The organism is Micrococcus sp. ACRRV, assembly GCF_022346985.1.
Taxonomy (GTDB): Bacteria; Actinomycetota; Actinomycetes; order Actinomycetales; family Micrococcaceae; genus Micrococcus; species Micrococcus porci.
Map to the genome: position 1 here is coordinate 18,750 of NZ_JAKRNH010000002.1, position 26,449 is coordinate 45,198.

At 75.2% G+C, this 26,449-nt stretch carries 22 protein-coding genes; 17 read left to right on the forward strand and 5 right to left on the reverse strand.

Annotated elements, in window-relative coordinates:
• Nucleotides 1-154 precede the first annotated feature (154 nt).
• Genes MHY29_RS00455 through MHY29_RS00470 form a run of 4 tightly spaced genes read left to right on the forward strand, consistent with a single transcriptional unit; the run spans nucleotide 155 to nucleotide 4,098 of the window.
• Nucleotides 155-1,210 (forward strand): siderophore ABC transporter substrate-binding protein, encoded by a 1,056-nt coding sequence (locus MHY29_RS00455; protein WP_239237888.1) that lies wholly within the window; start codon nucleotides 155-157, stop codon nucleotides 1,208-1,210.
• Complete coding sequence (locus MHY29_RS00460) at nucleotides 1,207-2,265, forward strand: ABC transporter permease (protein WP_239237889.1); 1,059 nt, start codon at nucleotides 1,207-1,209, stop codon at nucleotides 2,263-2,265. The genes MHY29_RS00455 and MHY29_RS00460 overlap by 4 nt, the downstream gene beginning before the upstream one ends.
• Entirely contained in the window at nucleotides 2,258-3,346 is a 1,089-nt protein-coding gene (locus tag MHY29_RS00465; protein ID WP_239237890.1) for an iron chelate uptake ABC transporter family permease subunit, read from the forward strand. The genes MHY29_RS00460 and MHY29_RS00465 overlap by 8 nt, the downstream gene beginning before the upstream one ends.
• Complete coding sequence (locus MHY29_RS00470; protein WP_239237891.1) at nucleotides 3,343-4,098, forward strand: ATP-binding cassette domain-containing protein; 756 nt, start codon at nucleotides 3,343-3,345, stop codon at nucleotides 4,096-4,098. Before MHY29_RS00465 ends, MHY29_RS00470 begins: the two co-directional genes overlap by 4 nt.
• 45 nt (nucleotides 4,099-4,143) lie before the next feature.
• On the opposite strand, the gene MHY29_RS00475 is transcribed toward MHY29_RS00470, so the two are convergent.
• Nucleotides 4,144-4,488, reverse strand: a complete 345-nt coding sequence (locus tag MHY29_RS00475; RefSeq protein WP_239237892.1) for a hypothetical protein — start codon at nucleotides 4,486-4,488, stop codon at nucleotides 4,144-4,146.
• A 579-nt stretch (nucleotides 4,489-5,067) separates the two neighbouring features.
• Here MHY29_RS00475 and groES point away from each other — a divergent pair.
• Both groES and groL read left to right on the forward strand, forming a co-directional pair.
• Complete coding sequence (groES, locus tag MHY29_RS00480; RefSeq protein WP_135028631.1) at nucleotides 5,068-5,364, forward strand: co-chaperone GroES; 297 nt, start codon at nucleotides 5,068-5,070, stop codon at nucleotides 5,362-5,364.
• Between the two features lie 101 nt (nucleotides 5,365-5,465).
• The gene (gene groL, locus MHY29_RS00485; RefSeq protein ID WP_224356629.1) at nucleotides 5,466-7,067 is read left to right on the forward strand and encodes a chaperonin GroEL; all 1,602 of its coding nucleotides are present in this window, start codon (nucleotides 5,466-5,468) and stop codon (nucleotides 7,065-7,067) included.
• Nucleotides 7,068-7,140: 73 nt separating this feature from the next.
• Here the strand turns inward: groL and MHY29_RS00490 are convergent, their stop codons facing one another.
• On the reverse strand, nucleotides 7,141-8,589 hold the full coding sequence (locus tag MHY29_RS00490) for a dicarboxylate/amino acid:cation symporter (protein ID WP_239237893.1): 1,449 nt from the start codon (nucleotides 8,587-8,589) through the stop codon (nucleotides 7,141-7,143).
• Between the two features lie 235 nt (nucleotides 8,590-8,824).
• Here MHY29_RS00490 and guaB point away from each other — a divergent pair, with 235 nt between their 5' ends.
• From guaB to MHY29_RS00520, 6 genes are all read left to right on the forward strand, one after another.
• A complete protein-coding gene (guaB, locus tag MHY29_RS00495) occupies nucleotides 8,825-10,366 on the forward strand; it encodes an IMP dehydrogenase (RefSeq protein WP_286670237.1) in 1,542 nt (513 codons plus the stop codon).
• A 44-nt stretch (nucleotides 10,367-10,410) separates the two neighbouring features.
• Nucleotides 10,411-11,547, forward strand: a complete 1,137-nt coding sequence (locus MHY29_RS00500; protein WP_239237894.1) for a GuaB3 family IMP dehydrogenase-related protein — start codon at nucleotides 10,411-10,413, stop codon at nucleotides 11,545-11,547.
• Between the two features lie 50 nt (nucleotides 11,548-11,597).
• Nucleotides 11,598-12,557 carry an SURF1 family protein gene (locus tag MHY29_RS00505; RefSeq protein WP_239237895.1) on the forward strand — a complete coding sequence of 320 codons (960 nt, stop codon included), beginning with the start codon at nucleotides 11,598-11,600 and terminating at the stop codon, nucleotides 12,555-12,557.
• On the forward strand, nucleotides 12,554-13,129 hold the full coding sequence (locus MHY29_RS00510) for a DUF3817 domain-containing protein (protein WP_239237896.1): 576 nt from the start codon (nucleotides 12,554-12,556) through the stop codon (nucleotides 13,127-13,129). The genes MHY29_RS00505 and MHY29_RS00510 overlap by 4 nt, the downstream gene beginning before the upstream one ends.
• A gap of 60 nt (nucleotides 13,130-13,189) precedes the next feature.
• The gene (gene guaA, locus MHY29_RS00515; protein WP_370643407.1) at nucleotides 13,190-14,809 is read left to right on the forward strand and encodes a glutamine-hydrolyzing GMP synthase; all 1,620 of its coding nucleotides are present in this window, start codon (nucleotides 13,190-13,192) and stop codon (nucleotides 14,807-14,809) included.
• A gap of 80 nt (nucleotides 14,810-14,889) precedes the next feature.
• Nucleotides 14,890-18,660, forward strand: a complete 3,771-nt coding sequence (locus tag MHY29_RS00520) for a hypothetical protein (RefSeq protein WP_239237918.1) — start codon at nucleotides 14,890-14,892, stop codon at nucleotides 18,658-18,660.
• Nucleotides 18,661-18,971: 311 nt separating this feature from the next.
• Here the strand turns inward: MHY29_RS00520 and MHY29_RS00525 are convergent, their stop codons facing one another.
• Together MHY29_RS00525 and MHY29_RS00530 are read right to left on the reverse strand one after the other, a co-directional pair.
• Entirely contained in the window at nucleotides 18,972-19,229 is a 258-nt protein-coding gene (locus tag MHY29_RS00525; RefSeq protein WP_224356635.1) for an FmdB family zinc ribbon protein, read from the reverse strand.
• Nucleotides 19,230-19,269: 40 nt separating this feature from the next.
• Nucleotides 19,270-19,947: a 5-formyltetrahydrofolate cyclo-ligase gene (locus tag MHY29_RS00530; protein WP_224356636.1), complete on the reverse strand. Its 678-nt coding sequence runs from the start codon at nucleotides 19,945-19,947 to the stop codon at nucleotides 19,270-19,272.
• 52 nt (nucleotides 19,948-19,999) lie between these two features.
• Here MHY29_RS00530 and MHY29_RS00535 point away from each other — a divergent pair, with 52 nt between their 5' ends.
• The 3 genes from MHY29_RS00535 (at nucleotide 20,000) to MHY29_RS00545 (ending at nucleotide 22,728) form a co-directional block, all read left to right on the forward strand.
• A complete protein-coding gene (locus MHY29_RS00535) occupies nucleotides 20,000-20,701 on the forward strand; it encodes a GNAT family N-acetyltransferase (RefSeq protein ID WP_239237897.1) in 702 nt (233 codons plus the stop codon).
• A 70-nt stretch (nucleotides 20,702-20,771) separates the two neighbouring features.
• Nucleotides 20,772-21,476, forward strand: a complete 705-nt coding sequence (locus MHY29_RS00540; protein ID WP_239237898.1) for a hypothetical protein — start codon at nucleotides 20,772-20,774, stop codon at nucleotides 21,474-21,476.
• A 136-nt stretch (nucleotides 21,477-21,612) separates the two neighbouring features.
• Nucleotides 21,613-22,728, forward strand: coding sequence for a phosphotransferase (locus MHY29_RS00545; protein WP_239237899.1), 1,116 nt, complete (start codon nucleotides 21,613-21,615; stop codon nucleotides 22,726-22,728).
• Here the strand turns inward: MHY29_RS00545 and MHY29_RS00550 are convergent.
• Nucleotides 22,725-24,539, reverse strand: coding sequence for a hypothetical protein (locus MHY29_RS00550; protein ID WP_239237900.1), 1,815 nt, complete (start codon nucleotides 24,537-24,539; stop codon nucleotides 22,725-22,727). The genes MHY29_RS00545 and MHY29_RS00550 overlap by 4 nt on opposite strands.
• Nucleotides 24,540-24,702: 163 nt before the next feature.
• Between MHY29_RS00550 and MHY29_RS00555 the strand changes: the two genes are divergently transcribed.
• Both MHY29_RS00555 and MHY29_RS00560 read left to right on the forward strand, forming a co-directional pair.
• Nucleotides 24,703-25,194, forward strand: a complete 492-nt coding sequence (locus MHY29_RS00555) for an NUDIX domain-containing protein (RefSeq protein WP_239237901.1) — start codon at nucleotides 24,703-24,705, stop codon at nucleotides 25,192-25,194.
• Nucleotides 25,191-26,387: a glycine betaine ABC transporter substrate-binding protein gene (locus MHY29_RS00560; RefSeq protein WP_239237902.1), complete on the forward strand. Its 1,197-nt coding sequence runs from the start codon at nucleotides 25,191-25,193 to the stop codon at nucleotides 26,385-26,387. The genes MHY29_RS00555 and MHY29_RS00560 overlap by 4 nt, the downstream gene beginning before the upstream one ends.
• The last annotated feature ends 62 nt before the right edge of the window (nucleotides 26,388-26,449 follow it).

Genomic DNA, 26,449 nt, shown 5'->3' on the forward strand with positions numbered 1-26,449 from the left:
CGCCGGGTGACTCCGGCGAGGGCTGTGCCGCGCATTACGTGACGGGCGTGTACCCTAATCAACTGAGGTAAGCCTCACCTGACCTGAGGGCGTCCCCCCGCCCGCCCCAACGACGCACGGGCCGCACCCGCGACGCCCGCCGAGGAGATCCCCCATGCGCACCGCACGCCTGTCCACCGCCGCCGCCCTCGCTTCGCTCGCCGCCCTGACGCTGGCCGGCTGCGGAGCGGGAGGCCCCGCCGCCGAGGGCTCCTCCCCGGCCTCCTCGGCCGCGTCCTCCTCCCCGGCCTCCTCGGCCGCGTCCTCCTCCGCGACGGCCGGCGGCGTCGCGGCCGGGGTCACCGTCACGGACATGTCCGGCACCGAGGTCACCCTGCCGGAGGAGGTCGACTCCGTCATCGCCACGGACAACCGCATCTTCCGCACCCTGGACGACTGGGGCGTCGAGCTGTCGGCCGCGCCGAAGCAGATCATGTACAAGGGCGAGGGCGGGCCCTCCTACCTCCAGGACGACTCGGTCGCCGACATCGGCAACCACCGGGAGCCCGACATGGAGCTGTTCGTCACCGCCGAGCCGGACGTCGTCTTCAACGGCCAGCGGTTCAACGAGCGCAAGGCGGAGATCGACGAGCTGACCGGCGACGCCGCCGTCGTGGACACGAACTTCGACGTCACGCAGACCCCCATGGACGAGGGCCTGAAGAAGCTGACCACCCTGCTGGGCGAGGCCACCGGCCACGAGGCCGATGCCGAGAAGCTCATCGCCGACTTCGACGCCGCCACGCAGCGCGCCAAGGACGCCTACGACCCCGAGCAGACCGTCATGGGCCTCATCGCCTCGGGCGGCGAGCTGTCGTACGCCGCGCCCAGCACCGGCCGCTCCATCGGCCCGTTCTTCGACATGCTGGACCTGACCCCGGCCCTCGAGCAGTCGGGCACCGACAACCACCAGGGCGACGACATCTCCGTCGAGGCCATCGCGAAGTCGAACCCGGACTGGCTGATCGTCATGGACCGCGACGCCGGCACCGGCGAGGAGAACGCCACCGCCGCCGAGCTGATCGAGCGCTCCGAGGCCCTCCAGGACGTGACCGCGGTGAAGGAGGGCAACATCGTCTACCTGCCCGCCGACTTCTACGTCGCCGAGGACATCCAGAACCACACCACCGTCATGGAGGACCTCGCGAAGGCCTTCGAAGGCGCGCAGTGACTCTCGACGTGCGTCACCACGTCGCCGACGCCCCGCCCCGGCTCGAGGAGCCGGGGCGGGGCGACCGCGTGTGCTGGGTCCCGCCTGCCGTCCTGCGGCCCGAGCGCACCCGCTGGCAGCGCACCTGGCCGCTGCTGGTCGGCGTCGTGGTGACCGCGGCCCTCATCGTGGTCTCGCTGTTCGTGGGCGTGTACGACGTCGGCGCGGAGGGCGGACGCGAGATGTTCGCCATCACGCGGGTGCCGCGCACGGTCGCCCTCGTGCTGGCCGGCGCCTCGATGGCGATGTGCGGGCTGATCATGCAGCTCATGACGCAGAACCGCTTCGTGGAGCCCAGCACCACGGGCACCACCGAGTGGGCCGGTCTCGGCCTGCTGGTGACCATGGTGCTCGTGCCGGGGGCGGGCCTGGTGACCCGGATGGTCGGGGCCATCCTCTTCGCCTTCGTCGGCACCCTCGTGTTCTTCCTCTTCCTGCGGCGTGTGCGCCTGCAGTCCTCCCTCATCGTGCCGATCGTGGGCATCATGCTCGGCGCCGTCGTGGGCGCCGCCTCGACGTTCCTCGCCCTCCAGACGGACATGCTGCAGCAGGTGGGCGCGTGGTTCGCCGGCTCGTTCACCTCCGTGGTCCGCGGCCGGTACGAGCTGCTCTTCCTCGTGCTGATCGTGTGCGTGGCGGTCTTCGTCATCGCGGACCGCTTCACCGTGGCCGGCCTCGGCAAGGACGTCGCCACGAACGTCGGCCTCAACTACGACGCCGTGATCCTCACCGGCGTGGCCATGGTGGCCATGGCCACCGGCGTGGTCACCGTGGTGATCGGGGCCCTCCCGTTCCTGGGGCTCGTGGTCCCCAACCTCGTGTCCATGGTGCGCGGCGACAACCTGCGCACGAACCTGCCCTGGGTGGTCATGGTCGGCGTGTGGATCGTGATCGTCTGCGACCTGATCGGGCGCACCGTCATCGCCCCGTTCGAGGTGCCCATCTCGCTGATCCTGGGGCTCGTGGGCGCGATCGTGTTCCTCGCCCTGCTGCTGAGGCAGGCCAAGCATGGCTGAGCCGATCATGACCGCCCCGGGTCGCATCCCCGCCCCGCCCGGCGGCGCCACCGCGGCCGGGCCCGTCGACGCCGACGCCCCGCGCCGGTCCGGTGCGTTCGTCACCGCCGCCGACCGCCGGAGGTATGCGCTCGTCGTCGCGGTGCTGGCCGTCGTCGCCGTGGTCTCCACCGCCGGGGTCCTGCTGTGGGGCAACGAGGCCGAACCCGGCTCGCGCGCGTTCTGGATGATCGCGCGGATGCGCGTGGAGTCCCTGGGTGTGATCGGGATCGCGGCGCTGTGCCACTCCTTCGCGACCGTCAGCTTCCACACGGTGACGGGCAACCGCATCATCACGCCCTCGATCATGGGGTTCGAGGCGCTCTACACCGCCGTATCGACCGCCGCCGTGTACGTGCTGGGGGCCGCGGGCGTCGCGGTGCTGACCGGGGTGGGGCCGTTCCTCGCCCAGGCCGCGCTCATGGTGGCGCTGGCGACGGCCCTCTACTCGTGGCTGCTCTCCCGGCCCTACGGCAGCGTCCATCTGATGCTGCTCGTGGGCGTGGTGCTGGGCGGCGGGCTGGCCGCGCTGAGCACGTTCATGCAGCGACTGCTGGACCCGAACTCGTTCGACCTGCTGAGCGCGCGGCTCTTCGGCAACATCTCGAACGCCCGGACCGAGTACGTGGCGATCGCCGCGCCCATCGCCGTCGTCGTGTGTGCGCTGCTGTGGCTGCGCTCCCGCCGCCTGAACACGGTGGCGCTCGGTGCCGACGCCGCGACCAACCTGGGCCTGCGCCACCGGTGCGAGCTCATGGTGACGCTGCTGCTGGTCTCCGTGCTGATGGCCATGACCACCGCGCTCGTGGGCCCGATGACGTTCCTCGGCTTCCTCGTGGCGACGCTGGCGTACAGCCTGGTCGACACCCACGACCACCGGTTCATCCTCCCGGTGGCCGCGCTGGCCGGGTACGCGGTGCTGACGAGCGCCTACTTCGTGCTGCGGCACGTGTTCTACGCGGGAGGTGCGGTCACGGTGGTCATCGAGCTGATCGGCGGCATCACCTTCCTGATCGTCGTGATGAGAAAGGGACGTCTGTGATCGAGCTGCGCGGCGTGGTGAAGCGCCACAGCGACGAGGTGTGCATCGGACCCGTGGACCTGGACATCCAGGCCGGGGGAGTGACCGCGCTCGTGGGGCCCAACGGGGCGGGCAAGTCCACGCTGCTGACGATGATCGGCCGGCTGCAGGACGCCGACGCCGGGACGATCGCCGTGGGCGGGCACGACATCACCACGACGCCGTCCCGGAAGATCGCGCAGACCCTGTCCATCCTGCGGCAGGAGAACCACTTCGTGACGCGGCTGACCGTGCGGCAGCTCGTGGGGTTCGGGCGCTACCCGTACACGCGCGGCCGTCTGACCCTGGAGGATGAGCGGCACGTGTCCGACGCGATCGACTTCCTCAACCTCGGCCCGTTCGAGAACCGGTACCTCGACCAGCTCTCGGGCGGCCAGCGGCAGCGCGCGTACGTGGCGATGGTGCTGGCGCAGAACACCGAGTACGTGCTGCTGGACGAGCCGCTGAACAACCTGGACATGCAGCACTCGGTGCAGATGATGCAGCAGCTGCGCCGGGCCGCGGACGTGCTGGGCCGCACCGTGGTGATCGTGCTGCACGACATCAACTTCGCCGCCCACTACGCCGACCGGATCGTGGCCATGGGCGACGGCCAGGTGGTGGAGACCGGCACCCCGGCCGAGATCCTGCGCCCTGAGGTGCTCGAGCGGATCTTCAAGACCCCCTGCAGCGTGGTGGACGGACCGCACGGGCCGCTGGCCGTGTACTGGTGAGCGGGGCCGTGGCGGGGAACGGTCGTGGGCCCTGCCCGGACCCGCTCATCGGCCGCGACGGCGGTCCTGCAGCTGGGCGATCAGCCGGCGGTACCCCTCGGCGGTGTTCCGCAGGGGCGTGACGCCGCGGGCCGGCAGCCGGCGGTCACGACGGGCGTCGCGGGCCTGCTGTGCGGGCGTGAGGTGACCGCCGCCGTCGTACTCCAGGGCGACCGCCAGCTCCGGGGAGAACATGTGGGTCTCGGGGCAGTCCGGGTCCCAGGGGTCCAGCCGGTGCTGCAGCAGCGGCTCGCCGAGCCCCGCGTCGACGAGCGCGAGTCGCGCGAGGGACACCACGGCTGAGTCGGCGCCGACGCGCACCCGCTCCAGCATCGCGCGGAGCCGTGCCACGGTCGTCAGCGGCGGCAGACGGCCGCGCGGCGACCAGGGGTGCGTGACCAGATGGTCGGCCGCCGCCACCAGGTCCGGCTCGGGCCAGGGAGGACGCAGCGTGCACAGGTCCGCCCACCCGGACGCGGGCGCCGCGCTGCGGGGCGTCCAGGTCGCCGCGACGCAGGCGGGCCGGGCCGGCTCCCGCCGCGAGGGCTTCGGCCGTGGTGAAGACCTGCGGGAGGGGCGGCGGAGGAGCGGGGCCGGGCTGTGCAGGAGTGGACGGGGAACCCGGAGACCGCACGGACGGTCTGGACCCTCAGCCCCTCCTGCGTCGTGTTCACGACGCGGGTCGAGCAGAAGGGGGGAGGGGCGTGTTCCGCCGTCGGCGCACGGCGTTGGCAGTCGGTTGGTGGGAGTGCCAGCCCCGCGCTAGAGTCAGACCTGGCACTCGGGGGGTACCGGGTGCCAAGCCAAGGATGGGCCCAGCGGCACCGCGACGACGCCGGGCCTGACGCCCGTGGCACCCCCGCAGATCTGAACATCGCGGCCCGGCCCCGCCGCCGGGGCACCGCACGTCGAACAGAAGGAGTGTGCAGCATGTCTGTCTCCATCAAGCCCCTCGAGGACCGCATCGTCGTCCGCCCGCTGGAGGCCGAGCAGACCACCGCGTCCGGCCTCGTCATCCCGGACACCGCCAAGGAGAAGCCCCAGGAGGGCCAGGTCGTGGCCGTGGGCCCGGGCCGCGTGGCCGAGAACGGCACCCGCGTGCCCGTGGACGTGGCCGAGGGCGACGTCGTCCTCTACTCCAAGTACGGCGGCACCGAGGTCAAGGTCGGCGGCGAGGAGTACCTGGTGCTCTCCGCCCGCGACGTGCTGGCCGTCGTCACCAAGTGACCCCCTGACGCGTCGGGCCCGGCGAGCGGCACTCGCCGCCCCGGGCCCTTCGCGTCCCCTCTTCTTCTCCCCGAACACCCGATCCGAAAGGAGCCGCCGTCATGGCCAAGCAGCTGGCATTCAACGACGACGCCCGCCGCGCCCTCCAGGCCGGCATCGACAAGCTCGCCGACACCGTCAAGGTGACCCTCGGCCCGAAGGGCCGCAACGTGGTCCTGGACAAGGCGTGGGGCGCCCCCACCATCACCAACGACGGCGTCACGATCGCCCGGGACGTCGAGCTCGAGGACCCGTACGAGAACATGGGCGCGCAGCTGGCCAAGGAGGTGGCGACCAAGACCAACGACATCGCGGGCGACGGCACCACCACCGCCACCGTGCTGGCCCAGGCCCTCGTGAACGAGGGCATGCGCCAGGTCGCCGCCGGCGCCGCCCCGAACGAGGTCAAGAAGGGCATCGAGACCGCGGTCGCCGCCGTCGAGAAGCGCCTGCAGGAGAACGCCCGCCCCGTGGAGGGCAAGGAGGTGGCCCACGTGGCCGCCATCTCCGCCCAGAACGACGAGGTCGGCGAGCTGCTGGCCCGCGCCTTCGACACCGTGGGCACCGACGGCGTGATCACCATCGAGGAGTCCTCCACGACCTCCACCGAGCTGGACGTCACCGAGGGCATGCAGTTCGACAAGGGCTACCTCTCCCCGTACATGGTCACCGACGCCGAGCGCCAGGAGGCCGTCCTCGAGGACGCCTACGTGCTGATCAACTCCGGCAAGATCTCCAACGTGCAGGAGCTGCTGCCCCTGCTGGAGAAGGTGCTGCAGGCCAACAAGCCGCTGTTCGTGATCGCCGAGGACGTCGAGGGCGAGGCCCTGTCCACCCTCGTGGTGAACAAGATCCGCGGCACCCTGAACGTCGTGGCCGTCAAGGCCCCGGGCTTCGGCGACCGCCGCAAGGCCATGATGCAGGACATCGCGATCCTCACGGGCGCCACCGTGGTCTCCCCGGACCTCGGCATGAAGCTGGAGCAGGCCGACCTCGACGTGCTGGGCTCGGCCCGCCGCGTCACCGTCACCAAGGACGCCACCACCATCGTCGACGGCGGCGGCGAGGCGGCCGACGTCGAGGCCCGCGTCTCCCAGATCAAGGCCGAGGTCGCCGCGACCGACTCCGACTGGGACCGCGAGAAGCTGCAGGAGCGCCTGGCCAAGCTCGCCGGCGGCATCGGCGTGATCCGTGTGGGCGCCGCCACCGAGGTGGAGCTCAAGGAGCGGAAGCACCGCATCGAGGACGCCGTGTCCTCCACGCGCGCCGCGCTCGAGGAGGGCATCGTCGCCGGCGGCGGCACCGCCCTGATCAACGCGCTCTCCGTCCTGGACGAGGACGCCGAGGTGACCGCCCTCACCGGCGACGCCGCCACCGGCGTGGAGATCGTCCGCAAGGCGCTCAAGGAGCCGCTGCGCTGGATCGCCCAGAACGCGGGCGAGGACGGCTACGTCGTGGTCTCCAAGGTCGCGGAGATGAAGCCGAACGAGGGCTTCAACGCCAAGACCGGCGTGTACGGCGACCTGATCGCCGACGGCGTCATCGACCCCGTGAAGGTGACCCGCTCCGCGCTGGCCAACGCCGCCTCGATCGCGGCGCTCGTGCTGACCACGGAGACCCTCGTGGCCGACAAGGTCGAGGACGAGGACGAGCACCAGCACTGACGCCGGGCCGCTCGCGACGACGCCCCCGCACCTCCACTGGGAGGGGCGGGGGCGTCGTCGCGTCCGGGGGTGCTCAGCGGGCGGAGCCGGCCTCGGTGAGGTCCGCCCGGGACGCGCCGCGGGCGTCGTCGTGACGGGCCTCGACGATGGTCTCGTCCTCGTCGGCCATGACGTCGCCGCGCTCGGCGTCGTAGCGGGTCCGGTCGAGGATGCCCTCCTGCCGGGCGACGAGCGCGGGGATGAGGGCCTGTCCGGACACGTTGACGGCGGTGCGGCCCATGTCCACGATCGGATCCACGGCCAGGAGCAGGGCCATGCCCTCCAGGGGCAGGCCGGTCGTCGACAGGGTGAGCGTGAGCATCACGGTGGCGCCGGTGGTGCCCGCGGTGGCGGCGGAGCCGAGGACCGAGACCAGCACGACGAGGGCGTACTGGCCGAGGGTCATGTCGATCCCGTAGAACTGCGCCACGAACACGGCGGCCACGGCCGGGTAGATCGCCGCGCAGCCGTCCATCTTGGTGGTGGCGCCCAGCGGCACGGCGAAGGAGGCGTAGCCGGTGGGCACGCCGAAGCTGCGCTCAGCCACGCGCTGGGTGACGGGCAGGGTGCCGAGCGAGGAGCGGGACACGAAACCCATCTGGAAGGCGGGCCACACGCCGGTGAAGAACTGCTTCACGGACAGGCCGTGCACGCGGGCCAGCAGCGGGTAGACGACGAGCATGACGAGCGCCAGGCCCACGTAGACCGCCACGACGAACTTCACGAGCGTGCCCATCGTGGACCAGCCGTAGGAGGCCACCGCGTTGCCGAGCAGGCCGACGGTGCCGAGGGGGGCGAGGCGGATGATCCACCAGAGGACCTTCTGGATGACGGCCAGCACGGACCGGGAGAACGCGAGGAACGGCCCGGCCTTCTCGCCGACCTTGAGGGCGGCCACGCCCACGGCGATCGCGATGACCAGGATCTGCAGCACCTGGAAGGACGGCGTGGAGGTGAGGGCGCCGTCGTCGCCCGCGGTGGTCTTCACGGTCAGGCCGAGCATGTTCACCGGGACCATGGACGTCAGGAAGTCGAGCCAGGTGACGGTCCGCGCCTGGTAGCCCTCGGGTGCGGACTGGCCGGTGCCCACGCCGGGCTGCATCACGACGCCGACGGCCAGGCCGATCAGCACGGCGATGAGGCTGGTGATCGCGAACCACAGCAGGGTCTTGGCGGCCAGGCGGGCGGCATTGGTCACCTGGGCGAGGTTGGCCACGGAGGCGACGACGGCGAAGAACACGAGCGGGACGACCGTCGCCTTGAGCAGCTGCACGTAGATCGACCCGATGAGGGCGAGGGTCTCGCCGAGCCAGGTCGGGGAGTCGGGGGTGTGGCCCATGGCCCGGGCGGCGAGGCCGAGGAGCAGGCCGAGGACGAGGGCGGCGGCGATCTGCCAGCCGAAGTTGCCGGTCCAGGCGGGGAGCCGGCGGCGGCGCGCGGGTGTGGACGCCCCGGAGGCGGGGGAGGAGGGGTGCGAGGTCATCCGGGAAGGGTAGGGCCGTCCTTACCAGAGATCGGAATCGGGTTTCCCCCCATGACGTCGGTGTGGCGCGCGCCGCAGGCGTCCCCGCCGACGGCCGGCCCGGCCGAGACCCGTGTCACAGGTGGTCCGGGGCGGAATGTCCGGGGCCCCGACGCTGTTCCTCCCACACCCGCCCGGACGGAGCCGCGGCCCTACACTGGACGGGCGCCGTCGTCCCCGTCCTGAAAGGCCAGCCGTGAGCACCAGCACCGGTCCCTCCTCCGATCCCGTGTACGCCTCCGAGGATCCCTTCGGCTTCTTCGGCCTGACGTACGACGACGTCCTCCTCCTGCCGAACGCCACCGACGTGATCCCGGCGGACGCGGACACCTCCACGCAGCTCACGCGGAACATCCGGCTGAACATCCCCGTGGTGTCCGCGGCCATGGACACCGTCACCGAGGCGCCCCTGGCCATCGCGATCGCGCGCCAGGGCGGCATGGGCATCATCCACCGCAACCTGTCCATCGAGGACCAGGCCAAGCACGTGGACACAGTCAAGCGCTCCGAGTCCGGCATGATCTCGGACCCCGTGACCATCGGCCCGAAGGCCACCCTCGCCGAGCTGGACGAGCTCTGCGCCCAGTACCGCGTCTCCGGCCTGCCGGTGGTGGCGGAGGACATGACCCTGCTGGGCATCATCACCAACCGCGACACCCGCTTCATCCCCCACGAGGAGTGGGACACGCGCACGGTGGACACGGCCATGACGCGCATGCCGCTGATCACCGCGCAGGACGGCATCTCCCGTGAGGAGGTCCTGCACCTGTTCTCCCAGAACCGCGTGGAGAAGCTGCCCCTGGTGGACGACGCCGGCCGCCTCACCGGCCTGATCACCATCAAGGACTTCGACAAGGCGGAGAAGTACCCGGACGCTGCGAAGGACGACGAGGGCCGGCTGCGCGTCGGCGGTGCCGTCGGGTTCTTCGGCGACGGCTGGGAGCGCGCCATGACCCTCGTGGAGGCCGGCGTGGACGCCCTGGTGGTGGACACCGCCAACGGCCACACCCACGGCGTGCTGGACATGATCGCGCGCCTGAAGAAGGAGAAGGCGGCCGCGCATGTGGACGTCATCGGCGGCCAGGCGGCCACCTACGCGGGCGCCAAGGCCATCGTCGACGCGGGTGCGGACGCCGTGAAGGTGGGCGTGGGCCCGGGCTCGATCTGCACCACCCGCGTGGTGGCCGGCGTCGGCGTCCCCCAGATCACGGCGATCTACGAGGCCGCGAAGGCGACCCGCCCGGCCGGCGTGCCGCTGATCGCCGACGGCGGCCTGCAGCACTCCGGCGACATCGGCAAGGCCCTGGTGGCCGGCGCCGACTCCGTCATGCTGGGCTCCCTGCTGGCCGGCACCGCCGAGTCTCCGGGCGACCTGGTGTTCTACCAGGGCAAGCAGTTCAAGGCCTACCGCGGCATGGGCTCCCTGGGCGCCATGCAGACCCGCAACGGCACGCGCTCCTTCTCCAAGGACCGCTACTTCCAGGCGGACGTGCCGGACGAGGACAAGCTGATCCCCGAGGGCATCGAGGGCCAGGTGCCGTACCGCGGACCGATCGCCTCGGTGGTGCACCAGCTGGTGGGCGGCCTGCGCCAGACCATGTTCTACACGGGCGCACCGACCATCGTGGACCTCAAGGAGAACGGCCGCTTCGTGCGCATCACCACGGCCGGGCTGAAGGAGTCCCACCCGCACGACATCATGATGACGGTGGAGGCCCCCAACTACCGCTCCAAGTGAGCGGTCCCGGGCCCGCCGCCGCGGGCCTGGGCTAGGCTGGCCCGGTGACGAACCAGATTGAGATCGGACGAGGCAAGCGCGGCCGGCAGGCCTTCTCCTTCGACGACGTGTCCGTGGTGCCCTCGCGGCGCACGCGGGACCCGAAGGACGTGAACCTGTCCTGGCGGATCGACGCCTACACGTTCGACATGCCCGTGATGGGCGCGCCGATGGACTCGGTGATGAGCCCGGAGACGGCGATCGCCCTGGGCCGCCTGGGCGGCCTGGGCGTCCTGAACCTCGAGGGCCTCTGGACCCGCCACGAGGACCCGGAGCCCCTGCTCGAGGAGATCGCGGCCATGGAGGACGAGGCCGGCAGCCCCGAGGTCACCCGCCGCCTCCAGGAGATCTACTCCGCGCCCATCCGCGCCGACCTGATCACCGAGCGCCTCGCGCAGATCCGTGAGTCCGGCGTCGTGGTGGCGGGCTCCCTGACCCCCCAGAACACCCAGCAGTTCTCCCAGACCGTGCTCGCCGCCGGGGTGGACCTGTTCGTCATCCGCGGCACCACCGTGTCCGCGGAGCACGTCTCCTCCACGCACGAGCCGCTGGACCTCAAGCAGTTCATCTACGAGCTGGACGTCCCCGTGATCGTGGGCGGCGCCGCCGGCTACACCCCGGCGCTGCACCTGATGCGCACCGGCGCCGCGGGCGTGCTCGTGGGCTTCGGCGGCGGCGCGTCCACCACCACCCGCCGTGCCATGGGCATCCGCGTGCCGATGGCCACCGCCATCGCGGACATCGCCGAGGCGCGCCGCGACTACATGGACGAGTCCGGCGGCCGCTACGTGCACGTGATCGCCGACGGCGGCGTGGGCACCTCCGGCGAGATCGTCAAGGCGATCGCCATGGGCGCCGACGCCGTCACCCTGGGCACCGCGCTGGCCCGCGCCACCGAGGCCCCCGGCCGCGGCTGGCACTGGGGCCTGGAGGCCGCCCACCCGGAGTTGCCCCGCGGGCACCGCACCCGCGTGGGCCAGGTGGCCCCGCTGGAGGAGGTCCTCTGGGGCCCCGGCCACACCACGGACGGCACCTCCAACCTCATGGGCGCCCTCAAGCGCGCCATGGCGACCTCCGGCTACACGGAGCTCAAGGACTTCCAGAAGGTCGAGGTGCTCGTCACGGGCGCCCGCACCCACTGACCGCGCGCGGGCCGGACCGGCCCGCCCCTCCCGGAACAGGACGTCCCCGGTTGCTCCGCACCGCCCTCAAGCCCAAGTGGCTCGCGACCCTCGTGCTCGCCCTCGTGGCGGCCACGGCGTTCGTGCTGCTCTCCCGGTGGCAGTTCGCGTCGTCGGAGACGGCCGCCCCGCCGCCGCGCACGCAGACCGAGAACGCCGTGCCGCTGACGGAGCACGTCCGCCCGGGGGAGCCCCTGCTGGCCTCCCAGGCGGACCAGGTCGTCTCCGCCCGAGGCGAGTTCGTGCCCGGCACGGACGCGCTCGTCGGCCCGCGCCTCTCGGAGGGGCGTGAGGGGTGGTGGACCGTCACGGCCTTCCGCGTGGCCGGTGCCCCGGACGGCGAGACCGTCCCCGTGGTGCGGGGCTGGTCCGAGGCCGCCGACGTCGTCGACCCGGCCCCGACGGGCGAGGTGACCGTGACCGGCCGCCTGCTGCCCCCTGACGGCCCCGTGAGCCCGGCCGACGCCGGCGAGGACACCGCCGGCCGCCCCGTGTTCTCCACGCTCTCCCCGGGCCAGCTCGTCAATGCATGGGACGTGCCCTCCTACGCCGCCTACGTGGCCGCCTTCGGGGTCACTGACGCGGCCGGCATGGACGTCTCCGCGGGCGCGCGGGACGGCGGGCTGCAGCCCGTGTGGGTGCCGCCGCAGCCTGAGGAGTCCCAGGTCGTCTGGCTGAACGTGTTCTACGGGGTGGAGTGGCTGCTCTTCGCCGGGTTCGCCCTGTTCCTGTGGTGGCGGTTCGTCCGGGACGACCACCTCCGCGACGAGCAGGAGGCCGAGCTCGACGCGCAGTGGGCCGCACGGTGGCGCGCGGAGGAGCTGGAGCGCCGGCGCGAGCGCGCCCGCCGCGAGAAGGAGGCGGCCGCCCGCGCCTACGCCGCCTGGCAGGCGGGGGAGACCGCGCCGGACGCCGCACACCAGGAACCTCAGGACGGGCCCGCGGGCCCGAGGAAGGAGGGCCAGGCATGAGCCAGCCCCATCACGACGCCGGCCGCGAGGCCGCCCGCGCGGGCGAGGCGCCCGTGGACCCGGCGACCCTGCCGGACCCCGAGGACATCACCGAGGCCGACCTCCCCGCGCCGCCGCCGCGGCCGGGGCGTGCTGTGCGCCGGTTCGCCGGCACCCGCCAGCAGATCGTCTCGGCGGACCGCATCTACAAGGTCTGCGCGTACATCACCGGCGTGATGCTCCTGCTGCTCGTGGCGGAGATGGTCTTCAAGTACGGCCTGCACCAGGAGCTGTTCGCCGGCGGCACCACCGTGGACGGCGAGCCCCACGGGTTCGGCCTGGCCCCGGAGAAGTCCGTGACCGGAGGCGTGAACCTGTCCCTGGCGATCCTGATCGCGCACGGCTGGATGTACGTCGTCTACCTGCTCGCGTGCTTCCGCCTGTGGTCGCTGATGCGCTGGACCCCGGGCCGCCTGCTGGCCATGGCGGGCGGCGGCGTGGTGCCGTTCCTGTCCTTCGTGGTGGAGCGGAAGGTCTCCGGGCAGGTGCGCGAGGAGCTCGCGCAGTTCCCCGACGCCGCCCGGCGGTACTGACGCGGCCCGACGGTGCTGACGCCGCCCGGCGGTGGCGACGCCCTCGTCTATCCTTGACGGGTGACCCAGAACGAGCCCACCCGTGACCAGCCCGCGCCGCTGCACGACGTCCTGCCCACCGTCCTGGTGATGGACTTCGGCGCGCAGTACGCGCAGCTCATCGCGCGCCGCGTGCGCGAGGCGAACGTGTACTCCGAGGTGGTGCCGTCCTCGACGCCCGCCCAGGAGATCCTCGACCGTCGCCCCGCGGCGCTGATCCTCTCCGGCGGCCCGTCCTCCGTGTACGAGGCCGGCGCCCCGCAGCTGGACCCGGCCCTGCTGGAGGCCGGGGTGCCCGTGCTGGGCCTCTGCTACGGGTTCCAGTCGATCGCCCACGCCCTGGGCGGGACCGTGGCCCGCACCGGCACCCGGGAGTACGGCTCCACCCGTCTGGAGTCCGCGGACGGCGGCTCCGTGCTGCTCGCCGGCCAGGACGCCGAGCAGGTCGTGTGGATGTCCCACGGGGACGCCGTCACCGAGGCCCCCGAGGGCTTCGCCGTCACCGCGGTGACCGCGGGCGCCCCCGTGGCCGCCTTCGAGGACCGCGAGCGGCGGATCTTCGGCGTGCAGTGGCACCCCGAGGTGGGCCACTCCGAGCGCGGCCAGGAGATCCTGGCGAACTTCCTCACCGAGGGCGCGGGCCTGTCCCAGGACTGGACGGCGGAGAACGTCATCGAGGAGCAGGTCGCCCGCATCCGCGAGCAGATCGGCGACGCCCGGGCCATCTGCGGCCTCTCCGGCGGCGTGGACTCCGCCGTGGCCGCGGCCCTGGTGCAGCGCGCCATCGGCGACCGCCTCACCTGCGTGTACGTGGACCACGGGCTGATGCGCCAGGGCGAGTCGGACGAGATCGAGCGCGCCTTCGGCGAGGCCCACGGCGGCGCGAAGCTCGTCATGGTGGACGCCCGCGAGGACTTCCTCGCCGCGCTGGCCGGGGTCACCGACCCGGAGGCGAAGCGCAAGATCATCGGCGAGCGCTTCATCCGCACCTTCGAGAAGGCCCAGGCGGACATCGTCCTGGAGTCCGCCCACGACCCGAACGCCCCCGAGGTGAGGTTCCTCGTGCAGGGCACGCTCTACCCGGACGTGGTCGAGTCCGGAGGCGGCGACGGCACCGCGAACATCAAGTCGCACCACAACGTGGGCGGCCTGCCGGACGACATCGAGTTCGAGCTGTGCGAGCCGCTGCGTGAGCTGTTCAAGGACGAGGTCCGCGCCGTGGGCGCCGAGCTCGGCCTGCCCGAGGGCATCGTGCACCGCCAGCCGTTCCCGGGCCCGGGCCTGGGCATCCGGATCATCGGCGAGGTCACCCAGGAGCGCCTGGACCTCCTGCGCCAGGCGGACGCGATCGTGCGCGCCGAGCTGACCGCGGCCGGCCTGGACCGGCAGATCTGGCAGTGCCCGGTGGTGCTGCTCGCCGACGTCCGCTCCGTGGGCGTGCAGGGCGACGGCCGCACCTACGGCCACCCGGTGGTCCTGCGTCCGGTCACCTCCGAGGACGCCATGACCGCCGACTGGGCCCGCATCCCCTCCGAGGTGCTCTCCCGCATCTCCAACCGCATCACCAACGAGGTGGACGGCATCAACCGCGTGGTCCTGGACGTCACCTCCAAGCCCCCGGGAACCATCGAGTGGGAGTGAGCCGGGCGCGCCCCGCGCGACCGTGAGGTGCCGGCCGCCCAGGGCCGGAAGGACAGCAAGCTGAGGAAGGACACCACGACGTGACCGAGCAGGAGTTCCCGCGGCTGGCCCGCGCCCGCGCAGCCGTGCGCCCCGCGGAGCAGGACCAGGAGCGGCCCGACCCGGCCGCGTGGGTGGCGTCCCTGGGCTCCGGCGCGGAGTCGGACACGATGCTGCGGTTCGCCCCCTCGGCGGCGAACAGCATCGACCTCACCGGCGCCGGCACCTCCGGCCTGTCCCAGCTGCTGCTCGGCCGGCGCACCCGCCTGTCCACGCTGCTGCCGGCCGGGCCGGAGCTGGACGCGGCCCAGGAGGTCGCCGCCGCGCTGCGCGCCAAGGTCCGGGAGCTGGGGGAGGAGCGCGGCATCGACGTCGGCGCCCTCGCCCTCGGCGTGGCCACCTGGTCGGCCGTCGAGGACGGTCGGCGGGAGCGCCGCACCGCCCCCGTGCTCCTGGCCCGACTGGCGTTCAGCGTGCGCTCCGGCGCCCGCGGCCGCGACGAGGTCGAGCTGCAGATCGTGGAGCACGCGCACCTGAACCCGGCGCTCGTGCGCAACCTGCGCCGCCACCACGGGCTGCGCCTGGACCCCGAGGCCTACCAGCACGCCGCCTACGCGACCTCCCGCCTGGAGCCCGGCCCCGCCCTGGCCCTGCTGCGTGAGGAGGCGGCCGGCGTCGAGGGCCTGGAGGTCCAGGAGACCCTGCTGGTCTCCACGTTCGCGGACCTCGGGGACACCGCCACGCTGCCCGAGTCCCTCGAGCACCTGCCCGTGGTGCAGGCGCTCTACGACGTCGGCACGGGCATGGTGCCCCGCCCGGCCGAGCTGCGCCCCACCGGCCGCCCGGACGAGGACGAGCTGCCCCCGGCCGACGAGCGCCTGGTGCTCGACGCCGACCCGTCCCAGCTCCGCGCCCTGGACCACGCCGCCGCCGGTGAGTCCCTCGTGGTGCGCACCGCCCCCGGCACCGGCCAGACCCAGACGGCCGTGAACCTCGCCGCCCGCCTGGCCTGGGAGGGCCGTCGCGTGCTCGTGGTGGCCGAGCGCTCCTCCGCGCTCGCCGACGTGCACGCCCGACTCGCGCAGGCCGGCCTGCGGGACGCCGCCCTGGACGTCCCCGCCCACGCGGACCCGGAGGACCTGCGCCGACAGCTCGTGGCCGCCGTGCTCCGCGCCGAGCGGGCGTCCGCCCCGGACCGCGCCGCCGCGGACGCCGAGCTCGAGGAGCTGCGCCGTCGCCTGCGCGAGCATGTGGACTCCCTCCACCACGTCCGCCCCCGCTGGGGCTGCTCGCCGTTCCAGGCGATGCAGGCGCTCGCCTCGCTCACGGCCCTCGACACCCCGCCCGCCACCACCGTGCGGCTGAAGCGCTCCGTGCTCGACTCCACCGTGGACCGCCACGCCGTGGCCGGGCGCCTGACGCGCGCCGGCGAGCTCGGGGCCTTCGACCGGGACGCCACCGCCTCCCGCTGGTTCGGCGCCCGCGTGCGCAACGTGCAGGAGACCGAGGCTGCCGGCGAGCTCGTCGAGCACCTGGCCGGCACCCTCTACACCACCCGCCGCGCCGTGGAGGCCGCCGCCGACCAGGCCGGCCTGCGCCGCCCGCGGACCGTGGACGGCTGGGCCGAGCAGTCCGACCTGTTCGCCCGCGTGGAGCGCGCGCTCACCGCGATGGACCCGTCGGTGTTCTCCCTGGACGTGCCGCAGCTGGTCACGGCCACGGCGTCCAGCCAGTGGCGCCGCAGCAACGCCGTCGAGATGTCCTCGGTGCAGCGTTCCCGCCTGCGCCGCGCCGCCAAGGACGCCGTGAAGCCCGGCGTGCAGGTGCCGGACCTGCACCAGGAGCTGATGGAGGTCGAGGGCATCCTCGAGGACTGGCGGCGCTGGACCGCGATCCCCGGGTCCACCCCGATGGTCCCGGACATGGCCGACCACGCCCGCCCGGCCGTCAGAGACGCCCTCGACGCGCTGGACCGGCTCTCCCAGGTCCTGGCCCCGGAGGCCACGGCCGGCACACCGCTGGCCGAGCAGGACGTCGATGACCTCATGGCCGCCGTCGACGGCCTCGTCGCCGACCGGCCGACCCTGGCCACCCTCCCCGAGCGCACCCTCGTCCTGGACGAGCTGCGCGAGCACGGCCTGAACGAGCTGCTGGAGGACCTGCACGCCCGGGAGATGCCCGTGGCGGCGCTGCCGGCCGAGCTCGAGCTGGCCTGGTGGCAGTCCGCGCTGGAGGCCATGATCTCGGGGGACGACTTCCTGGCCATGATGTCCGGGGCCGACCTGACGGCCGTGGAGCAGGGCTTCCGCGCCGCCGACCGCGCGCTGTTGGACTCCGGCGGCGCCCGGCTCGCCGCGTCCCTCGGCGCGGCGTGGAAGGCGGCGCTGGGCACCTACCGGGCCGACGCCGCCGTGCTGCGCTCCCTGCTGAAGCAGGGCCGCCCGTCCGTGGAGTCACTGGCGACGATCACGCCGGGGCTGCTGCAGGCGCTCGTGCCGATCGTGACCACCTCCCCGATGGCCCTGACGGAGTTCCCTCCGGACTGGGACGCCGACGTCGTGATCCTCCTCGAGGCCGACGCGACCGCCCTGGCCACCGTGGCCGGGGCCCTCACGCGCGCCCCGCAGGTGGTGGCGTTCGGCGACCCGGCCATCGGCCGCCCGCAGTCCTTCCAGGTGTCGGTGGACCCCACCGCCACCGCCGGGCCCCTGCGGCCGCTGCGCTCCGCCCTCTCCGCGCTCGCGGAGGTCCTGCCGGTGCTGGACCTGCGCCACGTGCACCGCCCCCTGCCGCGCTCCCTGGTGCGCCTCGTCTCCCACGTGGCCTACGAGGGCGCGGTGGACGCGCTGCCCACCGCGGCCGAGTTCACGGGCCGCGGGCGGACCCTCACCGCCGAGTACGTCGCCGAGGGCGTGGGCATCCCCATGACCGGCGGGGACGTCGTCGAGTCCACGGACGCCGAGGTCGCGCGCACGGTGGAGCGCGTGTTCGAGCACATCCGCGACCGCCCCGAGGAGTCCCTCGCCGTGGTCACGGTCTCGGAGCAGCACGCCCGCCGCGTGGCCGGGGCCGTGCAGGCCACCGCGGCCCGCGCCCCGTGGGCGGCGGACTTCCTGGCCCGGGGCCGCACCGACGGCGACGAGCGCGAGCCGTTCGTGATCGTGCCGGTGCTCCGCGCGTCGACGGTGACGCGCGACGCCGTCATCCTCACCCCCGGCTACGGGCGCACCCCGCACGGGCGGGTGGTCCATCACTTCGGCGCGCTCTCCGACCCGGACGGCGAGCGCATGCTCACCGTGGCCCTCACCCGCGCCCGCGCCCGCATGCACGTGGTCACCGCGCTGCGGGCGGCGGATCTGGACGCAGACCGGCTCGACGGCGGGGCCCTGGCCTTCCGCAGGATGCTGGAGGTCGCCCTGGACGACGCCGAGGCCGCGCCCGCCGGCCGGCTGAGCGACCCGCTGCTCCTGGACCTGCGGGACCGCCTGGCGGCCGAGGACGCGCTCGTGGCCGCGCACTACGGCGGCGCCATGGACCTCGCCGCCGCGGACGCCGTGGGGGAGCGGGGCCGGGTGCGCCCGCTGGCGCTCGTCTCCGACGGCGGGGACGCCTACCGCGAGCAGTCCGTGCGCGAGCGCTCCCGGCGCCTGCCGGAGCGGCTCGAGGCCCGCGGCTGGGACACGGACACCCTCTGGGCCATCGACGTGTTCGCCGACCCCGAGTCGGTGGCCGCGCGTCTCGTGGGCCGCCTGGGCCTGCCCCTCGAGGAGGTCGACGAGGACGGTGAGGACGACGCCGACGGCGAGTCCTGAGCCCGGCCGTCGGCGGGGCCACCGCCGCGCCGACGCGGCCGGCACCGGCCCCGCCTCCGCCGACGGTCCCGAGCCGACTCTGCCGGAGCCGACGCTGCCAGGTCCGGCCCTGCCGGGGGCCCAGACGGCCGGTGACGCGACGCCGTCCCGCCCCGCGGTGTCGCGGGGCCGCGCCGTCACCTCGGCGGCGGGCGCGGACCGGCCCCAGCCCGCGGACGAGCTGGGGCGCTGGCTCCTGGAGCAGCGCCCGCCGCACTGGGGCTGACGGCGGCGACGGGGCCGAGCGGGCCGGCGTCGTCCCCGCCCCGCGCTCAGTCGGAGGAGCCGGAGGACGTCCCGGTGGACGAGGCGGCGCCGCTCGACGGGGCGGCCGGCGTCGAGGACGGGGCGCCGCCGCGCGAGTCGGTGCGGTAGAAGCCGGAGCCCTTGAAGGAGACGCCCACCGAGCCGTACTGCTTGCGCAGGACGCCGCCGCAGACGGGGCACTCGGTGAGGGCGTCGTCGGAGAAGGACTGCACGGCGTCGAAGGCGTGGCCGCAGTCCTTGCAGCGGTAGGCGTACGTGGGCATCTCAGGGGCCTCTCGGTGCGTGGTCGTGGACCCGGCGATGCTACTGCGGGCCGGCCGAGGCGGGCTCGCACCAGAGCAGGCCGTCCGCGGTGAGCACACCGTCCACGGGGCGGTCCGTCGGCTCGAGGGGGATGACGCCCGGCTCCAGCACCTCGGACGGGTGCACGAAGGCGACCGTCGTCACGGAGGAGGGGAGGGTGGCCAGGAACCGGTCGTAGTACCCGCCGCCCTGGCCCAGGCGTGCGCCCGTGAGGTCCACGGCCAGCCCCGGCATCAGGACCAGGGCCGCGCCGTCCAGGACGGAGCCGGGCTCGCGCGGGCCCACGGGCTCGTCGAGGGGGGCGTTCGCGGCGCGCGCCACCGCCACGCCGGGCCTCCAGGCGGTCCAGCTCAGGTGCCGTCCGGGCTCGATCACGGGGACCAGCACGCGCGCCCCGGCGGCCAGGGCGCGCTCCCGCACCGGCCCGGTGTCCGGCTCCGTGGGCATCGGCAGCACCGTGGCCACCACGGGCGGGCCGTCCGCCGTCCGCTCCTCCAGGTGCGGGCCCAGCCAGGTCCAGAGGTGCTCGGCCGCGGCCTCGGCCTGACGGGCGCGCACGGCCGGGTCCAGGCCGCGACGGGCGGCGCGCAGCCGGGTCCGCAGCGCGGCCTTGGCCTCGGTGCTCGCGAGGGCCGCGGCGGCGTCGTCGGGGTGCGGGGCGGGGGCGGCGGCGGGCATGGGCCCATCATGCCGCCCGGACCGGCGGCGCAGGGAGCCTAGGATCGAGCGCATGGACGTCTCCGGTTCCCTCTGGCCCGTGGCCCTGCGCCACGGCACGCTCACGCTGCGCCCCCTGCGCCGGGGCGACCGCCGGGCGTGGGAGGAGCAGCGCGCCGCCAATCGCGACTGGCTCACGCCGTGGGACGCCACCAGCCCGGTGCCGGGGGCGGCGCCGGCGAGCTTCGCGCAGATGGTCCGCTGGCAGCACCGCCAGGCCCGCGCGGGCACCTCCTACACCTGGGGCATGGCCCTCGACGACGACGCCCCCGGCCGCGACCGGCTCATCGGGCTGCTGAGCCTGGGCGGGGTGCAGCACGGGTCCGTGATGTCGGGTGCCGTGGGCTACTGGATCGACCGCCGGCAGGCCGGGCGCGGGCTCACCCCGACCGCCGTGGCGATGGCGACGGACTGGGCGTTCCACGGGCTGGGCCTGCACCGTGTGGAGGTCAACATCCGGCCGGAGAACACCGCGAGCCTGCGGGTCGCGGAGAAGCTCGGGCTGCGGGAGGAGGGCCTGCGCCGGGCCTACCTCCACGTGGACGGCGCCTGGCGCGACCACCTGAGCTTCGCCGTCACCGCGGAGGAGGTCCCCGAGGGCCTGCTGCCGCGCTGGCTGGCCCGCCGAGAGGCCGCCGCGGGCGCCGCGGAGCCGCGTGACACGGCGCACACGCCGGGCGTCGCAGGGGACGTCCCGGGGCCGTCGGGCCGCTAGGCTGGTGCCCTGCACGCGTCGCCGCCCCCACGGGACCGGCGCCCGACCCCACCGCCCCGGAAGGACCGCCATGACCGAGACGCCGTCGCCCCGTGAGGACGCCCGCCTCGACGCGGAGCCGGGGCACGCCGACTCGGGGTTCCACGTGCACTGGGACCGTGCGTCGCTGTTCCTCGTGGGCGTCGGTGCGCTGGCCGTCGCGCTGGTCACCGCGCTCTGCGCCCTCGCCGGGCTGCCCACCGCCGGGCTCGCCGGCTGGTCCCTGCTGGTGACCGTGGGCGCCGTCGTCGGCCTGCGCGTGCTCGCGGCCCGCGGCCAGCGCGAGCACCACGACGACCTCGCCGACGACGCGGACGAGCCGGATCTCGCGGAGGAGGACCTGGACACGCACGAGCTGCCCGTGGTCCCGGATTCTGAGCGGGACCGCCGCGTCCTGGCCGCCGCGCTGTCCCTGACGGACGAGGTCGAGGACGAGGAGCCAGCCGCGGAGCCGGTGCCCGTGGTCGTGGACGCCCTGCAGCGCCGCCGTGCGCCACGGATCCCGCTCGGCGGCATCGTGATCCCCGAGGTCCCGCGTCCCACCTACCTCGACGCCCCGGAGGCCCCCGCCGCCGAGGCCGAGGCCGAGGACCCGGCGGAGGACGACGCCGTGGCCACCCGCCCGGAGGCCGAGGAGCAGGCCGCGTCCGCAGAGGTCGTGGAGATCCCCGAGCCGGCCGCGCGCGCCGTCGTCCTGGACCTGGACGGCGTGCTGGCCCGGCGCCGCGCCTCCTGAGCCGGGGCGGCCCGTCCTGACGCCGGACCCCGGGCGCCTGGCGGCCGCGCTGGCCGCCACCGGCCGGCGCGCGGTCCACACCGGGGCCGCCCGCACCACCCTGCACCTCGACGGCACGGTCTCCCACGTCCTGGCCGTGGTCCTGCTGGAGGGCCCGCCGGGCGCCGGCGTGGCCCGGGAGCGGGTCCTCGTCCTGCGCGGTCCTGTCGAGCCCGCGGTCGCCGTGCCCGGCCCGCCCGGCCCGCCCGTCCCGGCGTCGGGACCGGCTCCGCGCCGCCTCGGCCGCGGCCGCCTGCCCGACGGCACCCGCTGGTGGCTGCTCCCGCACGACCCCGCCCTGCCGGGCCTGGACCTGGCCCTCGACCACGAGCGGCTCGACGCCTGGCTGCCCGGCCTCGGCCGCGCCGGCGAGCCCGCCTGGGTCGCCTACCGGCCGGGGGAGCGGGCCGTGCTCCGCGTCCCCCTGGACGCCGTCCCCGCCCGGCCCGACGAGCCCGGCTCCTCGCTCCACCTCAAGGTCCTGCCGCCGGCCCGGCTGCACGGCATGCACGGCCGGCTCCTCGCCGCCCGCGCCGCGGGGCTGCCCGTCCCGCCGCCGCTGGCGCCGCCGGATCTGGGCGTGCTGGCCCTGGGGACGCTGCCGGGGGAGCCCTGGCGCGCCCGCCTCGGCGCGGACGCCCCGCAGCCGGCGCCCGCCGCCGTCGCGGCCCTGCTCGACGCCCTCCCGGATGCCCTCGCCGCCCACGATGACGGCCCCTCCCGCACCCCCGCCTGGTCCGCCCTGCTCGCGCATGCCGTCCGCGCCGGCACGCTGCTGGACCCGGAGGCCGCCGAGGAGCTCCGCGAGCGCGCCCGCCGGCTCGAGGAGTCCCTGGCCGTCGCCGATCCCGGGCCGCGCGTGCCCGTCCACGGGGACCTGCACCCGGACAACCTGCTGCTCGCCCCGGGGACGGACCGGATCGTGGGCGTCCTGGACCCGGACAGCCTGGGTCCGGGGCACCGGGTGGACGACTGGGCCGTGCTGGTGGGACACCTGGCCGTGGCCGCCGCCGATGCCGCCGTCCCCGGCCCGTCGCACGACCCGGAGCGGGCCCGCCGGACGGCCGCGCTCGCGGCGGAGTTCACCGGGCACGCGTGCGGCGTCGTCGACGAGGAGGCCCTCCGCGCCCGCGCCGACGTGACGGCGCTGGCCCTGGCCGCCGCCCCGGACCTGCCGCCCGCGGTCCGCGCGGCCCGGCGGTCGGCCCGCTAGTCCCGCCCGCCCAGGGCCCGACGCACGGCGTCGGCGTCGGCCCGCACCCGGTCGGCTTCGGCGTGCTCGCCCAGCGCGGCCAGGCACTGCTGCAGCCCGGTGAGCGCCCCGAGCCGCACGAGGTCGGAGTGGGTGGACTCGCTGACGAGCCGGAACAGGGTGGCCGCCTGCTCGGGGCGCCCGTCCTCGGCGACCACGTGGGCGGCGAAGAGCTCGGCCTGCGCGGCGCCGGAGGGGTCGCCGGCGTCGGTGAAGAGGTCTGCGGACGTCAGCGCGGCGGACACGGCGTCGTCGCCCCGGTGGAGCGCCCAGAGGGAACGGGCGCGCGTGTCCAGGTAGTCGGCCTTCTGCCAGGCGGCGCCGGAGCCCTCCGCCAGGGCGATGGCCTCGTCGATGAGCTCCAGGCCGTCGCCCCGGCCGGTCTCGCAGCGCAGGTAGCCGAGGGCGTGGAGGGCGGAGGCGAGCACCGCGGGGTCGCCCTCGGCCCGGCGGGCGGCGTCCACGGCCTGCTCGAACAGGTCGAGGGCGCCGGCGTGGGCGGCGTCGTGCGGGTCCCGGTGGCACAGGGCGCCGGCGGCCAGGAGGGTGTGGGCGGCGTCGGCGTGGTGGCCGCGCCGCGTGAACAGCTCCGCGGCCTCCCGCCACAGCGGCAGCGCCTCGGAGGGGCGGTCCAGCTCGTGGCACGCGTGGCCGAGGTCCACGAGGGCGCGGGCCTGCGCCGCCTCGTCGCCCGCGGCGGCCTCCCGGCGGACCAGCGCGGCGAGCACCGGTTCCGCCTCCTCCGCGCGCCCCGCGATCAGCAGCTGGTGCGCCCACCAGTAGGCGAGTGACGGCGCCTCGGGCGCCTCCGCCTTCTCCGCGTGCACGCATGACAGCTCCCAGGCGGCCACCGCGAGGTCCTGCCGGTCCGCGCGGGCCCCGGCCACCCGCCCCACGAGCGCCGCCGCCGAGGCCGCCCCGCGCCGCAGCCCGGCATGGCTCATGGCCTCGGCGGCGCGCAGGGCGAAGTCCAGGGCAGCCTCGGGCCGGTCCTGGCCGTGCGCCGCCAGGGCACGCACCAGCGTCGCCGAGGCGCGCACCACGGCCGCGCACGGGCGGGCGAGGACGGCGCGGGCGGCGTCGTCGGAGGCCTGGTGCTCCTCCCGCCACAGGTGCAGGCGGGCCAGCATCAGCAGGGCGTGCGGCTCGGCGGCCTCCCCTAGGACGACGCCGGCCGTCTCCTGTGCGCGGATCACGGCCAGGGCCTCCTCGGCGGCCTCGAGGGCGGCGTCCAGGTCGTGCACCTGGACCCGTTGCGCGCACAGCGCCAGCAGGGCGTCCGGGAGGACGGTGTCCTCGAGCGCGGCCGGGTCCGCGGCGATCCGCCCGCGCTCGTCCTCGGCGACGCCGGCCAGCACCGTGGCCTCGAACGCGTCCGGCTCGCGGAACAGGCTCGCCCCGAGCTGGACCTCCAGGTCCGCCTGCCGGGGCCGGCCGAGGCGGCGCAGCAGGTCGGCGCGGCGGGCCGTCCACTCCTCGAGCGCGGGCGCGTCACCGGCATGGGCGGCGGCGGTGGCCCGCAGGCGCAGCAGGGCCAAGCGCAGGGCGGGGTCCTGGCCTCCGGGAGCGTCGAGCCCGTCCTCCGCGGCCCGGGCGGCGGACGCCGGGTCCTCGCGCAGCAGCGCCTCCAGGGCGCGCTCCCGCAGCGACGGGGCGTCCGAGCCCGCGGGGAGCGGGAGGGCGGCGTCGTCGCGGGCGGCCGCCAGCAGCGCCTCGACCGCGGCCAGCGGGTCGCGGCCGGCCAGGAGGGCGGGACTTCCCAGCGTAGCCACGCGGATGCCGGGCCGGTCCGCTGTTCGCCGCGGGCGGGAGACCGTGCGGCAGCCGGGCCGCGCCCGTCGGGCCGGACCGCTCCCGCCGGCGAGGCCGCGCCTAGACTGGCGGGACCGTCGGCCGGCGTCCCGGCCGGACCCTCCCCAGGACCCAGGAGCCCCCGTGAGCGCAGCCAGCCCCACCGCCGCGAGCACCGCGCCCGGACCGTTCGAGACCCGTGCCGGGGCCTACGCCCTGATCGTTGAGGACGGCCGTGTGCTGATGTCCGCCTGGGCCGGCCCCACCGGCATCGTGTGGACCCTGCCCGGCGGCGGCATCGAGCTGGGGGAGAGCCCCGAGGAGGCGTGCGTCCGCGAGGTCGAGGAGGAGACCGGCCACACCGCCGAGCTCACCGGCCTGCTCGGCGTCACCACGGGCACCATCCCCGTCGAGCGCCGCCTCCGCGGGGAGCCCCTGCCGCTGCTCACCGTCCAGGTCCTCTACACCGCGCGCCTGACCGGGGGCGTCCTGCGCCCCGAGGCCGACGGCTCCTCCGTGGACGCCGCCTGGTTCGCGCTCGACGGGCTCGCGGACGTGCGCACCTCCGGCTGGGTGGACCGCGCGCTCGCGCTCGCCGGGCTCGCCGCGGATGACGCCGCCGGGACCGCCCGATGACCCGCCCCGCCGAGCGCCCCCGGCCGTCGCGGGTTCGCGCCGCCGCCGGCGCGTCGGCCCTTTCCCTCGCGCTGGCGCTGTCCGGCTGCGGCGCCCCGCGCGCCGGGGCCCCGGCAGACCCGACCGGCGCGCCCGTGACGGTCGTGCACACGTCCGACCCGCTGGACTCGGCGGTGGCCGCCGTCGTCGCCCGCCACCTGCGCCACCGCGGCCACCCGGTGACCCTCGAGGACGCCGGTGACGCGACCCCCTGGTCCGCGGCCGCCGGGGACACCGTGGCCGTGGTGGACACCCTGCGCCTGGCCCTGCAGGCCGACCCCGCGGCCGTGCTCCCGCCCGAGCCCGAGGACGCCGCGGCCTCCCGTGCCGCCGCCGCCCCCACCCCGAGCGAGTCCAGCCTGGAGCCGATCGACCCCTCGGCGCCGGCCCGCGTGCCCGCCACCGGGTCGGCGACCCCCAGCCCCACGCCCCTGGCCTCGGGCCTGCCCGCGGCCGACGCCGACGCGGCACAAGCGGTCGTGGACGCCGCCCTGTCCCGCGTCGCGGCCGGGGCAGACGCCGCGGCGCCCACCCCTGCCGCCTCCCGCTCCGCGGCGACGCCGACGGGTCCGTCCCCCCGCGTGCTCGCCGACTCCGCCGGCACCCTTCGCCTGGCCGCGGTGGTCACCGCGACCACCGCCTCTCGCGAGGGCCTCGACTCGATCGACGACCTCGACGGCCGCTGCGGCGACCTCACGCTCGCCGTCCCCGCGGCGCTGGCCGCGGCCGTCTCCGACGGGCTCCTGGCCCACCGCCTCGACGACTTCGCGGGCTGCCGGCCGGCGGACTGGCGCACCGATGCCGCCGACGTCGGCCCCGCCGTCGTCGCCGACGCCGCCCAGGTCGGGCTGACCTACCGCACCGACCCGGACGTCCCGCCCAACGGCCTCGTCCTGCTCGAGGACCCGGACCGGGTCCTGCCGGAGGGACGGATCGCCGTCGTCGGCGAGCGCGAGACCCTGGACGACGACGCGCAGTCTGCGCTGAGCGAGGTCATGGACCGCCTGGACGACGACGGCATCGCCGAGCTCGCGCGCCTCACCGAGGGCGGCGACGCGCTGCCCGCGGACGAGGCGGCCCAGTACTGGCTGGTCTCCCAGAGGCTGGAAGACGCCCCGGAGGACTGGGTCGTTCCGGCCGACCCCTGGTTCTGACGCCGCCCCGGTCCCGCGTGCGGAGGCTCCCTGGGGGGAGGACGCACGGGCGTCGCTTCCGG